We start from the raw sequence: 16,232 nt of genomic DNA on the forward strand, positions 1-16,232 counted from the left end.
CGTTTATGCTTGACATAAAAACATGAGAACTGACCGCCGTAAAATGATTGACAAGCCAGCGTCTTTTCAATATATAAGCACAGCCAAGCCGGAGTGGTGAAATTGGTAGACGCAGTGGACTCAAAATCCACCGGGGGCGACCCCGTCTCGGTTCGATTCCGAGCTCCGGCACCATTAAAAAAAACAGCGGGTTACGGTAAAAAGTCAAATTTCCGTAACCCGCTTTTTTTGTGTTTGATCACCGTTTTTCCATCGTAAATCATTTCTCAGTCCGTATCTTCGACACCTTCTCTGGAGGGAAAAAGCAAATATCGCCAAGCATTCGTCAACCCCAACCACCTGGGCACTTTGATCATCGGCTTGGCTGACCGTACGTCCATCATCATCACCACCGCCCGCCAGGGCAATCGCATGTAGAATGTCGGACGGAACGTCTTTTCATTTGGCAGCCTTTATCTCGGACATCAAGCGATCCCCCCTCACTAAAGCAACGGCTATTTTCGTTGTCGTTGCTATAGTGGAGCGTAGCGAAGCTGTTGTCGTAATCGAAATGCAAGAGGCCGATTACGACAACGATAACGAAGATTGTGGTGTATAGGAACAAAGCATATTTGATACCAAGGTTACATGCGATGGCCCTGCACCGCCCGCCGCCCAAAATTGATGTTTTTGTTAAATTGTAATAAAGTTTGTTGAACATGTATAAACTAACATGAGTCATTATGCTTTTGCATTCAGCCCTTTTTAAGGTGCATATGAAATGAAAAAGATAATAAAATTGCGGTAAACTCTATTTCAATCAAGAACAATTAAACCGATTTGGGATTAATCTGCCGGATAATATGAGAAAGCGGGCGGTCTTTCGGTAAATGGTTTCCCAAAAAAGATAGAAACATAGGGTGATTGCGTCCGGCTTTTCCCGCCCATTCAAAAAAATCCGTCGGAGAGGATAATGCATCTTCGCTTTTTAAGCGGGATTATCGTGGAGTAACCCTTTCTTGGATTGGACGATCAAACCTAACTGCAAATCCACCAGCCTCGCAGCGAACGACTGTGCCTTCCACGCTGGGTCTCTTGTCAAAGGCAAAAATCGGGAAACGCAGACGGATCGGTTGGTCCGCTTTGATTGGCCGATTGCTGCAAATGTAGATGCCGCCTGCACTGACATTGCTGATTGAATCTTTGTAAGTTGCAGACTTGATGGTGTATTTTGCATCATACAGCGCTGGATGACGAGGGTGTTTTCGTTTTTCAGATACGGTTGCCATGATTGATTCATCCTCAATTGTTTTCTTTCACACTAGGTTCTGGCATAATTCTGATCTTAATGATAATAACCAAATCAAAGCCTTTTCGCAATCTCGGTAAACATGAGACGCGCACCATGCTCAAGGTAAGGTAGATGTGCCAACATAACGGTTCGCATGTCTGATGGTGACCGAAGACGATCGGGTAAATGATGAAAATCCCCAACGGGTTGTTGTTGAAGACGTTGAATAAACATATATATTGAGATTCAAGCTATTTTGTGCTAGTGACAATAATAAGATGAAACAATATGTAATTGATGAAATTCGCCCTCAGGATTACGAAAAAATAAAAACCTATTTGGATGAAACGTTCAGTGCATCGGGCCTGGATGGGTTGTACTGGCTACCCCTTGACGAGACGCTGCTTTCCGAGGTGCAAAAGGCGCATCGTGATTGCGCTCCTTTTGTCATCAGTCTGGAGCTTACCGAGGATCGTCTGGCCGGTGAATTGCTGGTCCGGACCCGCAAACGGGTGCGGTGCGATTGTATCCAATACGCGAACAAGCGGCAGCGCGACTGGTTGATCGAAACCATGGATGCCATGTTCGATCAGTTGGGAATCATCACCTGAACCAATTAATAGTGCCACCTTCCATGCTGAAATCATATTTACAATTCTTGCATACGCTGGTTATCGTTGCGTGGGTTATTGTTAGCACAATCCTTGTTGGGCTTTCCGTCATCCTATGTTCCTTTTTCAGTCGTAATGGCAATGTACCGCATTTAATGGCGCGTTTTTGGGCGAATGCCATTTTGTGGCTGAGCCGGGCCAGGGTAACGGTTACGGGGGGTGAGAAGCTATCACCAGATCGCTCCTACATCTACATGGCCAATCATCAAAGCAATGCCGACATCCCGGTACTGTTGGGGCGGCTTCCGGTTCAGTTTCGGTGGCTGGCCAAGGCCGAACTGTTCAAGATCCCTATTTTCGGCAGGGCCATGCGCGGCGTGGGATATATCAGTATCGATCGGTCCAACCGCAAGTCCGCTTTCCAAAGCCTGGCCAGGGCCGCCGCTACCATCCGTAACGGCACCAGTGTATTGATATTCCCCGAGGGGACGCGCAGCAGGGACGGCAGGCTTTTGCCGTTTAAGAAAGGTGGATTTGTTCTTGCCGTGGACTCCGGTGTACCCATCGTGCCGGTAATTATTCGAGGGACCCGCAATATCATTCCCAAAGGGCATTTTGTGATCCGCTCAGCCCCCATTACCATGCAGATTCTGGATCCGGTGGAAACCGCCGATTACACCCGCAAGACCAAAGATGCCCTTTTAGCGCGCATTCGGACCATTTTGGTTGACCATTTGGACGTTGACCCTTTGGAAAATGAGCCGCAGGAGGCGTCTTAGACCATGCTGAAGCTTATCCCTTTGGGCGGTCTGGGAGAAATCGGACTGAATATGATGGCGGTGGAGTATGGCGATACCATTTTCGTCATTGACGCCGGCCTGATGTTTCCGGAAGCCTACATGTTGGGGGTGGATTATGTTATTCCGGACATTGATTACCTGCGTCAGAACCAGTCTCGGTTGTCGGGCGTTGTGCTCACCCATGCCCACGAGGATCACATCGGGGCGCTTCCCTTTCTGCTAAAAGAAATCAATGTGCCGATTTTCGGCACCCCCTTCACGTTAGGAATTGTGCGTCACAAGCTTGAAGAGCATGATTTACTGCTCAGCGCATCCCTGCACGAGGTGCTGCCCCGTGAACATTTAAAAATCGGCCCCTTTGATGTTGAGTTTATCCGGGTTAACCACAGCATTGTGGATGGTGTGGGGCTGGCGGTACGTACACCGGTCGGAATGGTGATCCATACCGGCGACTTCAAGATGAGCCACACCACCATGGAGGGCATGCTCACCGACGTCAACCGCTTTGCCCAGATCGGAGAAGAAGGGGTCTTGGCGTTGCTCTCGGACTCCACAAACGTGGAAAAGGAGGGCCACACCATTTCATCCCACGAGATCGGCGATGAACTGGCCAGAATCACCGAAGCTGCCAGTGGACGGATCATCGTGGCCTTATTTGCTTCCAACATCGCCCGAATTCAACAGATCGTCAATATTGCCCAGACTCGGGGCCGAAAAATTATCTTCAACGGACGCAGCATCGAAGTCAGCGTATCCATCGCCCGCAAACTGGGGTATTTGAAGATTCCCGAAGGCATGGAAATCGATATCGACGAATTGGGGACCTATTCCGACGACGAGGTGATCCTGGTCACCACCGGTAGTCAGGGCGAGCCCATGTCAGCCCTGGCCCGCATGGCTGCAGGCACGCACCGGCAGATCAAGATTCACTCGGCGGACACGGTAGTTCTTTCCTCAAAGTTCATTCCCGGGAATGAGAAAGCCATTGGTAACATCATCAACAACCTCTACCGGCAGGGCGCGGACGTGGTCTATGAGAAGATTTCCAAGATCCACGTTTCCGGGCATGCTTTCCAGGAAGAGCTCAAAATGATGATCAGCCTTACCAAACCGCGTTTTTTCATGCCCGTGCACGGTGAATATCGTCACCTGGTCCTGCACAGCCGTCTGGCGCAGCAGATGGGGATTCCCAAGGATCACCTGATTCTGGCCCAAAACGGCCAAGTGATCGAAATGAATGAAAACGGATTCAAGATTCGGGACAGTATCTGCGCAGGGCGGGTTTTGATTGACGGTAAAGGAATCGGTGACGTGGGGCGCAGTGTGCTCAAGGAACGTCGGGTACTGTCCGAAGAGGGACTGGTAGTCGTCAATATGGCTTTCGATGAAGAGACCGGTATTGTGGTGTACGGTCCTGAAATCGTGTCCCGCGGATTTGTTTTCGAAACCGAAACGGGCTATTTGTTGCAAGATGCCCAGTGTGTCATCCTTGAAATCGTGGAGGAGATCACGCCGGATGTACCGGGCCGGGTAGACAAAATCCGCGCACGTTTGCAAACGGCCCTGCGGCAGTATTTCTTCTATACCATCGGCCGGCGCCCGGTCATTTTGCCTTTTCTGGTGGAAGTCTGACCCCACGATAAGGCCGGTCATGCCAAAACGAAAACCCAAGAGCCGACAGCCAGAGCCAGCCCAGGAATCGGGCGGCCATCAGAGAACAATGAAAAAAGAGATTATCGGCATCCTTTTTTTCTTTTTGGTGGTATTTAGCCTGATCAGTATGCTTTCCTTTAGTCCGGATGATCCATGCTTGTTTTTTCATGCCGGCCACAGTGGATCTGTCCATAATCTGTTTGGTGTTTTCGGCGCCAATTTTTCGGGTATCCTGATCGGGCTTTTCGGCATCGGTGCCTTCTGGTTCCCTTTTCTCTGTCTGCTCGGCAGTGTGCTTTTTTTTGGCAAGCAGTCCAATCAGGCTTTGTTGACCCTGGCCGTGGGCGGCATCGTATTGATTGTTACCACGGGCAGCCTGCTGGCGCTGAAACAAAACCATTATCAGCTTTTCGGCAGTCAGTTCTCTGCCGGCGGAATTGTCGGCATTTCCTTTAAATCGTTTATCGTGCGTTACTCCAATCCGGCCGGCGGTTCGATTATTCTGATGCTGGCGTGGTTGATTGGTTTTATCATGGCCACGGGCTTTTCCGTGGTGGCTTTTTATCGCCGATTCAAGGCCACCAATTCGGCGCTTTTCGATAGGATCGCAACGGCTTATATCAAGTGGAAGGAACGTCGCCACAAAAGTCGCCGCCTTAAGGTGCATATCAAAACCGAGAAGAAAAAGAAAAAAGCGGCGATTCAGATTAAAAAGCCCGACCCCCAGCACGTTGCCGCCAAACCGGTTCCCAAACAGGCGGTGTTTGAATTCATGAAAAATGACGGCGGTTATAGTCTGCCGTCGGTTAATTTTCTCGACGATCCCAAACCTCGCCCCCAATCCACCAATGAGTCCAACTTAAGGGCGCAATCCCAGCTTTTGGAAAAGAAACTGGAGGACTTCGGCGTCAATGGCAAGGTAACCGCGGTCACGCCAGGACCGGTGATTACCACGTTCGAGTATGAGCCGGCGCCGGGGGTCAAAATCAACCGTATTGTGGGGCTTTCAGACGATTTGGCCCTGGCCTTGCGCGCCATCAGTATTCGTATTGTGGCGCCTATTCCCGGGAAATCGGTCATTGGCGTGGAAATCCCCAATACCGACCGAGAGACGGTACGCTTCAAGGAGATGATTCTTTCTCCCGCATTTGAACAGACCAAAACGGCGCTGACCCTCTGTTTGGGCAAGGATATTGTGGGCAACCCGGTATCATCCGGCCTGGAGAAAATGCCGCATCTGCTCATCGCCGGGGCGACCGGTACCGGTAAAAGCGTGGCCTTGAATACCATGATCTGCAGCTTGCTTTACAAGTCGAGGCCGGATCAGGTCAAATTGATCATGGTCGATCCCAAGCGTATCGAGCTTTCCATGTATGACGGCATTCCTCATCTGATTACGCCGGTGGTCACCGACGTGAAAAAGGCCACGCATGCCCTGTTCTGGGCGGTGAGGGAGATGGAACACCGTTATGAACTCCTCTCCCAGATGAAGGTCCGTAACATCGATCAGTACAACCGCAAGGTTGAAAAGGATCCCACCCCACCGCCCCAGCCGCCGGCAGACGGGGAAGGGGAGGGCGAGGCCGCTGAGCCCCAGGAACCCCTGACAAAGCTACCTTACATTGTGATTATCATCGATGAGCTGGCCGATCTGATGATGGTGGCTTCCCGGGACGTTGAGGTGGCGCTCACCCGTCTGGCCCAGATGGCCCGTGCCGCTGGATTGCATCTGATCCTGGCCACTCAGCGGCCGTCGGTGGATGTACTCACCGGTATCATCAAGGCCAACTTTCCCACGCGCCTGACCTTTCAGGTCTCTTCCAAAACCGACTCGCGCACCATTATCGACAGCAACGGCGCGGAAAGTCTGTTGGGTAACGGGGACATGCTTTTTCTGCCGCCAGGCACGGCCCGCTTGCAGCGTATCCACGGGGCGTATATCTCCGAGGCTGAGTTGACCCGTGTTGTCGAATTTCTCAAAAAACAAGGGTCACCCGATTATGATAAGAGCGTGGTCCAGGCACCGGCCAAGGAGGCCGAGGCAAATGGAGAAAAGGAATACGACGAGCGTTACGATGATGCCGTGGCCCTGGTCACAAAGGCCGGCCAGGCTTCCATCTCCATGGTGCAGCGGCACCTGCGCATCGGCTACAACCGGGCCGCGCGGATTATCGAGATGATGGAGCAGGAGGGGATTATCGGGCCTCAGGATGGGGTTAAGCCGAGGGAGGTGTTGGCAAGAAATTATGACGACATGTCCTGAACGCCAGCTTGAAAGCCCCGTATCAGACCCGCTACCGGCGTTGGAAAACGACTCAAAATGCTCACATACTCTCGTGTATGCTCCGCTTTTGAGTCGTTTTCCGCCTTGTTATCGGGCCTGATCCAGAACTTTCAAGCAGGCGCTTGGTTTTTACGAAACCGTCAGAAGACTCAGTATTTTTGAACCCAGGCCGGCGTTCTCACTCTGGCGAAATCCTCAACGTAGCGTTGGCTACGCCTGCGGTTTTTCCATGGATGCGGCCTTGTCCTGAGTCAAAAGCTACCCTTTACTTCTATAGCTATCAGCTACCCCCCAACTAAAAAACCAAAAGACCAAATAACTAATCAACCCAATCAACCCAATCAACCCAATAAACCCAATAAACCCAATAAACCCAATAAACCCAATGAACCCAATGAACTCAATGAACTCAATGAACTCAACAAACCCAATACAACTTAACCAACCTTTAATCGACAGAATCAAAGGTTTTTTAGATATAGAAGAGGGCAGAGCGCTGTACGATATCGCCCTTGAGGCATCCTGTCAGGGGCCGTGCCTGGAGATCGGCAGCTATTGCGGCAAGTCGGCAGTATATTTAGGCAGCGCCTGCCGGGAGAACGGGGCCATTCTTTTCTCCATCGACCACCACTGCGGGTCAGAAGAACAGCAGCCCGGAGAGCAGTACTTCGATCCCTCGCTTTTCGATTTTAAGACTTTTTCCATCAATACCTTACCAAGCTTTCGCCAGACCCTGGCCCAGGCCGACTTGGAGGAAACCGTTGTGCCCATTGTCAGTCGGTCGGATGTTGTCGCCCGCACCTGGGCTACACCGCTCTCCCTTGTCTTCATCGACGGCGGTCACGCCTTTGAAACTGCGCGTCTGGATTATGACTGCTGGGCCGGACATATTATACCCGGCGGCTACCTTCTGATTCACGACCTTTTCGAGGATCCTGCCGACGGCGGCCAGGCCCCCTGGGAAGTATTCAAGCTGGCCGTTTCTTCAGGTCGGTTTGTCGAGTTGCCGCGGGTTAGATCGCTCGGAGTGCTGAAAAGAGCCTTCATATAGGAAACATTCCCAATTCAAGATCCTGTTATTCCTGTTCGTCTTTCTGGTTGCGACTGGTACGGCAACCGCTGATCCGGCCGGCCCAAATGTTCTGCTGGTGCCTGACATGCTCCAGAACGGGGATGTTTTGGCCGGTTCGGCGAACGCGCACACCCTGGCCATCCAGTACAGGACCGGTGAAACCTCCCTGGATGATCTGCTTGAGCGCATCGCGGCAGGGCTGGGCGGGCGGAAGGCCGCTGTTATCGGCATCGGCTCTCACCACAGCGGGGAAAATGCCTTTTATCTCACCGGCCGGGAGGTGGTCAGCCTGGGCTCGACCCTGTCTGGCACGGCCCAGCAGGATTTCTGGAAAAAATTGGGCACCCACATTGCCGCTGGCGGCCGGATCGATCTTCTGGCCTGCAACCTGGCCCGGGGCGACAAGGGTGCGCTGCTGATCTCCGCCCTGCAATCGACCACGGGTCTCAGTTTCGCCGCTTCCACGGATGCCACCGGCAATCCCGCATTCGGCGGCAACTGGCTGCTGGAAACCGCCAGCGTCGATGTCCGGGACATCTATTTTGCGGAACCGGCCATCGGGCGTTTCAGCGGGGTCATGGCCCAGTGGGACAGCCAGACCAAACTGGTAGCGTCCGCCTTCGGGTTCTGGACGCAGCTGATACGATCGAGGCGTTGATGATGTTGCCAAGCAACCGCTTCAAAGCTCTCACTGTCAAACGGAAAGGCCAATACAGCATCCGAATTAACAATCAATGGCGAATATGTTTCGAGTGGGGCTCAGCCGGGCCAGAGAATGTAGAGATTGTGGATTACCATTAAAAAAAAGAAATCAAAAATGGCACATGAACCTATCCATCCGGGAGAGATCTTGGCAGATGAATTAGAGGAACTTGGAATCTCGGCCGCTGAACTGGCCAGAAATATAAAAGTTCCCCCAAACAGAATCTCTCAGATACTTTCAGGCAAGCGGTCCATCACTGCCGATACAGCATTGAGGCTTGGCAAGTGGTTTGGCACAGGACCCAAAATATGGCTCAACCTGCAGCAGGCATATGATCTGGACCTTGCACAGCGCCAGTTCGCCAAAGATCTTGAAGACATAAAACCACGTGAGGCGGCATAACGGTGTTCAATTTCGTGCAAGGTTCTGATCCCCCTGATGAAACCCATGGTCCACCTGGACCTGGGCTAGACCCTGCTGCATGACGATCCGAATTACCCGATAAGTGAGTTCGACCCGGCCTTGGGTGTGGACATTGCCGTGGGTGTGCAGCGCAAGGCCATCAACCCTGCGTTTAGGATATCGCTATTTCGAGCTGGACGGGGGCGAGCTTCAGATCGGAACGGCCTCGGCCGACGACTCGCTGAATCTGTCCGGGTATAAATGTGTAAATACCGCACCTTGAAAAACGGTGATTCGAGGTTGATATATATAAAAGCTGAGTCTTGTCAAAGCCTCCGTCTTTATCGTTTTGTTTGAAAAACTATCTGTTTACCAAGTTTTCGCCAGACCCTGGCCCAGGCCGACTTGGAGGACACCGTCGTGCCCATTGTCAGTCGGTCGGATGTTGTCGCCCGCACCTGGGCTACACCGCTCTCCCTTGTCTTCATCGACGGCGGGCAGGCCCCCTGGGAAGTATTCAAGCTGGCCGTTTCTTCAGGACGGTTTGTCGAGTTGCCGCGCGTCAAATCGCTTGGCGTACTCAAAAAGATCCGGACATCGTAGGTTGGGTTGAGGCACGAAACCCAACAATTTACTGGTATGTTATCCCGCCAGCTTCACTAATTTGCCGTTTTAATGATGGCCCATCTATAAATGGTTGGGGTATTTTTTGCTAAAGTTGCCCGCTCAGTGCACGATAACATAATGGCTTGATGCTGTGGATCTTGTTGCGCTTAAAAAGGTCAAAAAAGATTCTTTTTTCACCCTCACGTTTGGTTCACCGGTGTTGACCTGCAACACGCCCTATAACAGTGGATTTAGTTCAAGCAACTTCCGATCACCTGAACAGCAATTCGATTAATCAAATACCCGTTGGGGGGTAAGCATCATGAAAAAATGGATGTTTGTGTATGCTATTCTTGCAATATCGTTTCCCATATTTACCAACCCGGCAATCGCAGGCACGCCTTCAATTTCCGGTTTGAGTAATTTTGGATTTACGGAACAGGATGCGGCTGCTGTAATTGATAATGACGTCAGTTTTTCTGGCGGTGGTAGCTACTCGGGCGGTTATTTGGAATTTGAGCTGGCCAGTGGAACCAACGGGGACACGTTGGCGTTGGAGGAGGATGGCTCCGCATCCACGGTCGATGGTCAGTTGTCCATCGTGGATGGAACCGTCTATCTCGGAGACGGCTCCAATGCTGCGGTGATCGGTTCGGTGGACAGCACCTATGACGGCCAGAACGGCCAGACCCTGCGTATCAATTTTTCCAACGAGTTTGAAAACGGGAATTTCGAGACCGGTGTTAACGGCGATACGGTTATCACCGGCTGGACCGCCGTGAAGGAACAAATCCATTTGAACGGTACGGATCAAATCGCCGGTCAGAACACCGCGCTGGATACGACCTGGCCGACGAGTAACGGCACTATCCACGATGAAGTAACTTGGTCAAGCGACCCCAGTCGTAGCGTTTATCTGGAGGACGAATATCAGACAGGTGGCGACCTTGCGATCAGAATGAATACCGGCCAAATATATATCAATGAAGGTTATGGCGTACTTCGCGGTCCTTACGTTTACAGTAACGGCACGGTGTCGCTTCAGCAAGGGGATACCATATCTTTTGACTGGAAAGCTCTCAGCGGTGGAGACGCATATGATGCTTATGGCTATATCATCGATGTAAACACCGGCAATACCATCACCATCCTTGACCAAACAGGGACAAGCGCCAACCAGGAGACAGACTGGGCAACGGTAACAATCACCATCGGCAATGGCGAGGATGGTAGCTATCGTTTTGTATTTGTAGCAGGATCATATGACTTCACAGGCTTTCGCCTTGTTGGCGGAGAGCTTATGATTGACGATATAATCGTCACTCAGGCCAATGCTCCCTCCACTGTCGGTGATGCCATCATTTCCGAAATCGCCAGGCGGGTGAATTTTGAAAACACATCCGATGATCCGCCCGACACCGCTCGTACCCTGACCGTCACTGCTGGGGCTGAGGATAGCTCCACTGGATCAGCAACCTCAACCATTACGATTACTCCTGTCAATGATGATCCCACGGACATTTCCCTTTCCAATACCGAGATCGATGCAGCCGGCGGCATCAACAGCGTGGTGGGTTTGCTTTCTTCCTCGGACCCGGACTCTTCAAGTTTTTCTTATTCTTTGGTTGCTGGCGCCGGTGATACCGACAACGGTTCATTCAATATCAGTGGTAGCAATCTCAGGGCCTATGACGCAGATATGGCCGGAGGCAGTTACCAAATTCGTATTGAATCAAACGATGGTGCGGGTGGGACATTTGAGAAGCGTTTTACCCTGACTGTCGCAGATGCGGATGGTGATGGTATATCGGATGTCCGGGAAGGCACCGATGATACAGATGGCGACGGCACGCCGGATTACCAGGACACGGACAGTGACGGTGATGGTATTGATGACGTGGACGAAGGCACCGATGATACAGATGGTGACGGCACACCAGATTACCAGGACACGGACAGTGACGGTGATGGTATTGATGACGTGGACGAAGGCACCGATGATACAGATGGTGACGGCACACCAGATTACCAGGACACGGACAGTGACGGCGACGGCATTAATGACAGTGACGAAAGTGCCAATGATACGGACGGTGATGGCACGCCGGATTACCAGGACACGGACAGCGACGGCGACGGCATCAATGACAGCGACGAAAGTGCCAATGATACGGACGGTGACGGCACACCGGATTACAATGACACGGACAGTGACGGTGACGGCATCAATGACAGCGACGAAAGCGCTGATGATACGGACGGTGACGGCACGCCGGATTACCAGGACACGGACAGCGACGGCGACGGTATTGAGGACGTGGATGAAGGCGCCGATGACACCGACGGTGACGGCACCCCGGACTACCAGGATACAGACAGCGACGGTGATGGTATCACCGATGAAGTGGAAGGCAACACCGATACGGACAGCGACGGTACACCGGATTTCCAGGACACTGAGTCCGACGGTGATGGTGTGGGGGATGAAATCGAAAACGGTGCGGCCAACGATGGTGACGGCAACAACGACAGCACCCCGGACCGGCTGCAAGCCCGGGTGACCACGCTGATGACCTATGATGAAGCGGAATATGTCACCATGGAAACGCCGGAGGGAACCACATTGACCGATGTTGTGGCCATCGACAACCCGTCTCCCGATGATATGCCCGCAGGTAGTACGTTGACCCATGGCATGTACGATTTTACCATCAATAACGTGGAAGTCGGCGGCAGTGTCACGTTGACCCTCTATTTGCCGGCAGACGCCCGTCCGGATTCCTATCTCAAGTACGGTCCCACACCGGATGACGAGACCGACCACTGGTATGAATTCGTTTATGACGGCGTGACCGGTGCCGAGATCAACGATAATGTGATCACCCTGCATTTCGTAGATGGGGACGAAGGGGATGATGTTCTCACTGCAGATGGTATGATCTTCGATGCCGGTGGGCCAATGGCGGATAGCGGAGTCGTACCCGATTCGGATGATTACGGTCCTGCGAACGGGTGTTTTATAGATAGTCTGACGGCCGGTGGCAGCATCGGTAATCGCTTCAACGCCGTGGTGGCCGCAGCGCTGGCGTCACTGCTGGCCCTATCATTTATCTTACGCAGAAAAGCCGTTCGGCAGATTTTTGTTGCCGTGGGACTGATTGGCGCCCTGATCCTGGGTGTGCCGGAAACAGGGACGGCACAGGATGAAGCCACGGGGGCATCGGATGCCTTTGCGCGCTTTTACCTGAACGCCGGCATCGGTGTCGCTTACATCGATGAAAGTATCGGCGCTGATTACCAGGGCCAGCATTACGAGATGAAGGTGGATAACGACATCTACCCGGTACTGCGCGCTGGCTACGCGTTTTCAGATAACCTGGCCCTGGAACTGGGCTTTCGCTGGGATATCTACAGCGGTGAGATGGACCGTTCGGGTGCGGGCGGGTCAGGCAGCCCCAAAGGATATACCTTTCTTTTAGGGCCGGTCTACACCTTTGATGAATACCAGTGCAAGGTTTTGGGGCCGCTTAAACCCATGGTCCACCTGGATCTGGGTTATACCCTGCTGCATGATGATCCGGATTATCCGGTCAGTGACTTCGACCCGGCCTTTGGCGTGGACATTGCCGTGGGTGTGCAGCGCAAGGCCGTCGACCTGCGCCTGGGGTACCGCTATTTTGAGCTGGACGGGGGCGACCTTCAGGACGGGACAACCAATGCCGACGGTTCACTGAATCTGTCGGGCGTCTACATGGAAGTCTCCTACCGGTTCAATTTCGGGATGTAAATCTGTTTGTCAGTTTGGCCCAAACAGCGGGCCAATCTGATCTGCACATGAAAACTCTGCGCAACCACCCAACCGGTATCGGCCAGGGAACGGGCGACCCGCCCGTTCCCTGAAGTACTTAGGCATCCAAGGGAGTAAAGAAGGTGCGCCTCGTTAAAGATCCCCGCCTTTTTCATCTACCGGTAAGCCATACCCAGACTCAAGGCTACTTTTTGCAGCCTTTTATCCGCTGTCCATAGTGTGCCGTCTGCTAACAACGCAGATGCCAGAAGGTGCACATCCACGAAACCAATTCCAACACCAAACAACCGGTTTTGATCAATAAACATCATGTATTCATTAAATTCTATGGTTGGTGTACGCTCAAGCTCGCCAAGTGCGCTTAAGATCTCCGCACGGTTTTTTAAATTGCCGCAAGCCAGTTCACCAATGATGAATGGATGGCACAGAACCTGGCCTTTATCAAGCAGCTGCGTAAGGTGCGTATCGCCTTTTCGTAAATGGTCAATCCACACTGACGTATCAACCAAGACCCTCATATCAGTCAACCCGGCGCCGATGAACAGGCTTGAGTTCTTTTTCAGTGCCACCCAGTTTTGCCAGGCGCTTTGCACTTTCCTGAGCAATCAGTGCCTTGAGGCCCAATTTGACCAATGACGTCTTTTCATTGATGCCGGTCAACAAAGAAGCCCTTTTAATCAGATCGTCATCTATGTTTATTGTCGTTCTCATATGCATTATGATGTATAATCTATGCATACTTGTCAACCCATCTGCAAATTTATAAAGAATCATTTTACAAGCAGGCGCGTGGGAACCCGGTAAAAAAAAAGGGCGGAGCCTCTTTTGAGGCCCCGCCTTTTTAATCGCGCCCATCCCAACCGAATCCTGGATAGATGGCTAAGGAGGAAAGTGTGTAGCATTAATAAATAAAATACCCCGATGGCATCACACTTGGTCTATTTGTGGAAGCGGCCGGGCGGTAGCCATGGGTCGCGGAAAAACGGTTATCCAATTGCCAATTACTCTGAAGTAATGAGACAATAAAATTGATCTTTTTTATCCGCCTTCAAGTGAAGACGGATTCATCGTTGCTGTCAAGGAAGTCAGAAGTCAGGATCCAGAACGCCGTATTTGCCTATGGTTGCATTTGCGAGATGGATGCGACAAATATAAATTACATTAACATTCTTGTTGTGTTCTGAATCCTGACTCCCGGCTCCTATGGTCTCGAACAATCGCAAAGGCTTCTTTTTTTTGATCGGAGCAAATCATGGTTTGAAGCCTTTGAAAGCGTTCGTTTACCAGTTATACAGTGTGTCCAACTGCTCGTCGCTGACATCGAAAACAACATTGTGCGGTGCCAGTGCTTCCCGGCGGAAGTAACGGGGCAGCCGGTCATCAGCGGCGGTAAAGCCGGCCCGGCGGTTGAAATCCCGCTCCATGGAGAGGATTTTCTGACCCAGGGCCACGACATCGTCGCCGGTCAGATTGATATCGAACATGCCGTTGATGATTTCCACCATGGCATCGAATGTGTCCTGCTGATCGAGAATGGCAAAAGCAATGAACAGGCAGAATCCCGTAGCGTCCAGGGCTGCCGTGGCGATCTGCAGGTTGCGGGAGAGCTCGATCTGGCCTTCTGCGGAAAGCGGGTCCACATCGCCGCCGACTTTAAGCAGGTTGGTGGCCACGGCATATCCGGCCGTGTGATCGGCACCCATGGTGCTGGTGGCGTAGGTTACCCCAATGCCCTTGACGGCACGCGGGTCGTAGGCCGGCATGGCCTGTCCCTTGACTACCGGTGCCCGTTCCAGACCGAAGGCCTTGGCCGTGGCAGCGGCGCCGGCACCCAGGATACGGCCTAAGGGTGTGCCTTTACCCACTTCCTCTTCGAGCAGGCGGATGGCGCCGTCAGCGTCGCCAAAGGGAAGGATGCCGGCTTCCATGGCCACACCGATCGTGGCGCCCATTTCAATGGTATCCAGCCCGATGGTGTCATCCAGGTAGTCCAGCCGGGCAACGACATCCGGATCACAAATGCCGCAGTTGCCGCCATGGGACCATACGGTTTCGTACTCGGGCTGCTTGGAAATATAGTTTCCGTCTTTGTCGACATAGATCCCGGAACAGCGGATCGCGCAACCGCGATGGCAGCCATGGGTGGGATTGCCGCCGCGCTGGGTTTCCAGTTCGGCAAAGGTTTCGCCGCTGAGCTGGGAGGCATCGTCATACTGCCCCTGCTTGAAATTGTAGGTGGGGTAGGCCCCGGCTTCGTTGACCACGTTGGTCAATACGTTGGTGCCGTAGGCGGGCAGGCCTTCACCGGTGACGGCGTGGCGTTTCAGGCCTTCGGCGAAACGCTTGTTGGCGGCTTTGAAGCGTTCGGCATCCTTGGGCTTGCGCATTTTGGTGCCGGCATCGTCAATCACGATCACCTTGACGCCTTTGGAGCCCATGACGGCGCCGACGCCACCGCGACCCGCATGCCGGGTGGGACGGAACTCCCGGTCGGTCACGGCCACGGAGGCAGCGGCCATGCGCATTTCACCGGCCGGTCCAATGGCGATCATGGCGACTTTGTCACTGTATTCGGCTTTGATTTTTTCAGCCAACTCATAAGTGCGCAGATTTTTATATTCCGCTGCGCTTGAAATTTGTACACCCTGGGCATTGATCAGAATTTTATAAAACTGATCATCGGCCGGTGTTCCTTCCAGAATGATCGCGGCATAGCCCAGACGCGCCATCACCTGGCCGGCCTGACCGCCGGCATTGGCTTCTTTGATACCACCGGTCAGCGGGCTTTTGCATCCCACGGAGATGCGGCCCGAAGTCGATGCTGCCGATCCGGTGACCATACCCGGAGCGATAACGAATTTGTTTTCCGGCCCTAAAGGATGGCAGTCCGCGGGGACCTCTTCGGAAACCACCATGGAGGTCATGCCCCGGCCACCCATGCCTTCATATTTACCCAATGGGTCAACGGTTGTTTTGGGACCGCCAGGGGCGCCCATGTCGATTCTTAGAATCTTGTCCATCGA

Annotated in this window: 14 protein-coding genes and 1 tRNA gene; 11 read left to right on the forward strand and 4 right to left on the reverse strand. The window is 52.7% G+C overall.

Features of this window, described 5'->3' with window-relative positions; all coding sequences use genetic code 11:
- Positions 1 to 87: 87 nt before the first annotated feature.
- Positions 88 to 174, forward strand: a tRNA-Leu gene (locus tag Dvar_RS15050).
- Positions 175 to 977: 803 nt separating this feature from the next.
- Here Dvar_RS15050 and Dvar_RS15055 read toward each other — a convergent pair.
- Positions 978 to 1,268 (reverse strand): PilZ domain-containing protein, encoded by a 291-nt coding sequence (locus tag Dvar_RS15055; RefSeq protein WP_419662519.1) that lies wholly within the window; start codon positions 1,266 to 1,268, stop codon positions 978 to 980.
- A gap of 280 nt (positions 1,269 to 1,548) precedes the next feature.
- Here Dvar_RS15055 and Dvar_RS15060 point away from each other — a divergent pair, with 280 nt between their 5' ends.
- The 10 genes from Dvar_RS15060 (at position 1,549) to Dvar_RS15105 (ending at position 13,188) form a co-directional block, all read left to right on the forward strand.
- Complete coding sequence (locus tag Dvar_RS15060) at positions 1,549 to 1,881, forward strand: hypothetical protein (RefSeq protein WP_419662520.1); 333 nt, start codon at positions 1,549 to 1,551, stop codon at positions 1,879 to 1,881.
- 155 nt (positions 1,882 to 2,036) lie between these two features.
- Entirely contained in the window at positions 2,037 to 2,660 is a 624-nt protein-coding gene (locus Dvar_RS15065) for a lysophospholipid acyltransferase family protein (protein WP_419662521.1), read from the forward strand.
- 3 nt (positions 2,661 to 2,663) lie between these two features.
- The gene (locus Dvar_RS15070) at positions 2,664 to 4,313 is read left to right on the forward strand and encodes a ribonuclease J (protein ID WP_419662522.1); all 1,650 of its coding nucleotides are present in this window, start codon (positions 2,664 to 2,666) and stop codon (positions 4,311 to 4,313) included.
- Between the two features lie 19 nt (positions 4,314 to 4,332).
- Positions 4,333 to 6,597 (forward strand): DNA translocase FtsK, encoded by a 2,265-nt coding sequence (locus tag Dvar_RS15075; protein WP_419662523.1) that lies wholly within the window; start codon positions 4,333 to 4,335, stop codon positions 6,595 to 6,597.
- A gap of 433 nt (positions 6,598 to 7,030) precedes the next feature.
- Positions 7,031 to 7,669, forward strand: coding sequence for a class I SAM-dependent methyltransferase (locus tag Dvar_RS15080; RefSeq protein ID WP_419662524.1), 639 nt, complete (start codon positions 7,031 to 7,033; stop codon positions 7,667 to 7,669).
- Between the two features lie 106 nt (positions 7,670 to 7,775).
- Positions 7,776 to 8,348 (forward strand): DUF4347 domain-containing protein, encoded by a 573-nt coding sequence (locus Dvar_RS15085; protein WP_419662525.1) that lies wholly within the window; start codon positions 7,776 to 7,778, stop codon positions 8,346 to 8,348.
- A gap of 2 nt (positions 8,349 to 8,350) precedes the next feature.
- Positions 8,351 to 8,491, forward strand: a complete 141-nt coding sequence (locus tag Dvar_RS15090; RefSeq protein WP_419664113.1) for a type II toxin-antitoxin system RelE/ParE family toxin — start codon at positions 8,351 to 8,353, stop codon at positions 8,489 to 8,491.
- The gene (locus Dvar_RS15095) at positions 8,475 to 8,795 is read left to right on the forward strand and encodes a HigA family addiction module antitoxin (protein WP_419662526.1); all 321 of its coding nucleotides are present in this window, start codon (positions 8,475 to 8,477) and stop codon (positions 8,793 to 8,795) included. The genes Dvar_RS15090 and Dvar_RS15095 overlap by 17 nt, the downstream gene beginning before the upstream one ends.
- A 420-nt stretch (positions 8,796 to 9,215) precedes the next feature.
- Positions 9,216 to 9,398, forward strand: coding sequence for a hypothetical protein (locus Dvar_RS15100; RefSeq protein WP_419662527.1), 183 nt, complete (start codon positions 9,216 to 9,218; stop codon positions 9,396 to 9,398).
- Between the two features lie 325 nt (positions 9,399 to 9,723).
- A complete protein-coding gene (locus Dvar_RS15105) occupies positions 9,724 to 13,188 on the forward strand; it encodes a choice-of-anchor U domain-containing protein (protein ID WP_419662528.1) in 3,465 nt (1,154 codons plus the stop codon).
- A gap of 176 nt (positions 13,189 to 13,364) precedes the next feature.
- Here the strand turns inward: Dvar_RS15105 and Dvar_RS15110 are convergent, their stop codons facing one another.
- The 3 genes from Dvar_RS15110 to Dvar_RS15120 all read right to left on the reverse strand — a co-directional run bounded on the left by Dvar_RS15110 (position 13,365) and on the right by Dvar_RS15120 (position 16,229).
- Complete coding sequence (locus Dvar_RS15110) at positions 13,365 to 13,778, reverse strand: type II toxin-antitoxin system VapC family toxin (RefSeq protein WP_419662529.1); 414 nt, start codon at positions 13,776 to 13,778, stop codon at positions 13,365 to 13,367.
- Complete coding sequence (locus Dvar_RS15115) at positions 13,729 to 14,064, reverse strand: type II toxin-antitoxin system VapB family antitoxin (protein ID WP_419662530.1); 336 nt, start codon at positions 14,062 to 14,064, stop codon at positions 13,729 to 13,731. Before Dvar_RS15115 ends, Dvar_RS15110 begins: the two co-directional genes overlap by 50 nt.
- Positions 14,065 to 14,489: 425 nt before the next feature.
- Positions 14,490 to 16,229: an aldehyde ferredoxin oxidoreductase family protein gene (locus Dvar_RS15120; protein ID WP_419662531.1), complete on the reverse strand. Its 1,740-nt coding sequence runs from the start codon at positions 16,227 to 16,229 to the stop codon at positions 14,490 to 14,492.
- Positions 16,230 to 16,232 lie beyond the last annotated feature (3 nt).

The sequence above is a fragment of the Desulfosarcina variabilis str. Montpellier genome, assembly GCF_048565275.1.
Classification (GTDB): domain Bacteria; phylum Desulfobacterota; class Desulfobacteria; order Desulfobacterales; family Desulfosarcinaceae; genus Desulfosarcina; species Desulfosarcina variabilis.

Excerpts from the sequence above, each read along its gene's own strand:
- Dvar_RS15060 (WP_419662520.1), top strand. The coding sequence starts at position 1,549 with ATGAAACAATATGTAATTGATGAAATTCGCCCTCAGGATTACGAAAAA.
- Dvar_RS15055 (WP_419662519.1), bottom strand. The coding sequence starts at position 1,268 with ATGGCAACCGTATCTGAAAAACGAAAACACCCTCGTCATCCAGCGCTG.
- Dvar_RS15105 (WP_419662528.1), top strand. The coding sequence starts at position 9,724 with ATGAAAAAATGGATGTTTGTGTATGCTATTCTTGCAATATCGTTTCCC.
- Dvar_RS15085 (WP_419662525.1), top strand. The coding sequence starts at position 7,776 with ATGCTCCAGAACGGGGATGTTTTGGCCGGTTCGGCGAACGCGCACACC.
- Dvar_RS15075 (WP_419662523.1), top strand. The coding sequence starts at position 4,333 with ATGCCAAAACGAAAACCCAAGAGCCGACAGCCAGAGCCAGCCCAGGAA.
- Dvar_RS15120 (WP_419662531.1), bottom strand. The coding sequence starts at position 16,229 with ATGGACAAGATTCTAAGAATCGACATGGGCGCCCCTGGCGGTCCCAAA.
- Dvar_RS15065 (WP_419662521.1), top strand. The coding sequence starts at position 2,037 with ATGGCGCGTTTTTGGGCGAATGCCATTTTGTGGCTGAGCCGGGCCAGG.
- Dvar_RS15090 (WP_419664113.1), top strand. The coding sequence starts at position 8,351 with ATGTTGCCAAGCAACCGCTTCAAAGCTCTCACTGTCAAACGGAAAGGC.
- Dvar_RS15080 (WP_419662524.1), top strand. The coding sequence starts at position 7,031 with ATGAACTCAACAAACCCAATACAACTTAACCAACCTTTAATCGACAGA.
- Dvar_RS15115 (WP_419662530.1), bottom strand. The coding sequence starts at position 14,064 with ATGGGCGCGATTAAAAAGGCGGGGCCTCAAAAGAGGCTCCGCCCTTTT.
- Dvar_RS15070 (WP_419662522.1), top strand. The coding sequence starts at position 2,664 with ATGCTGAAGCTTATCCCTTTGGGCGGTCTGGGAGAAATCGGACTGAAT.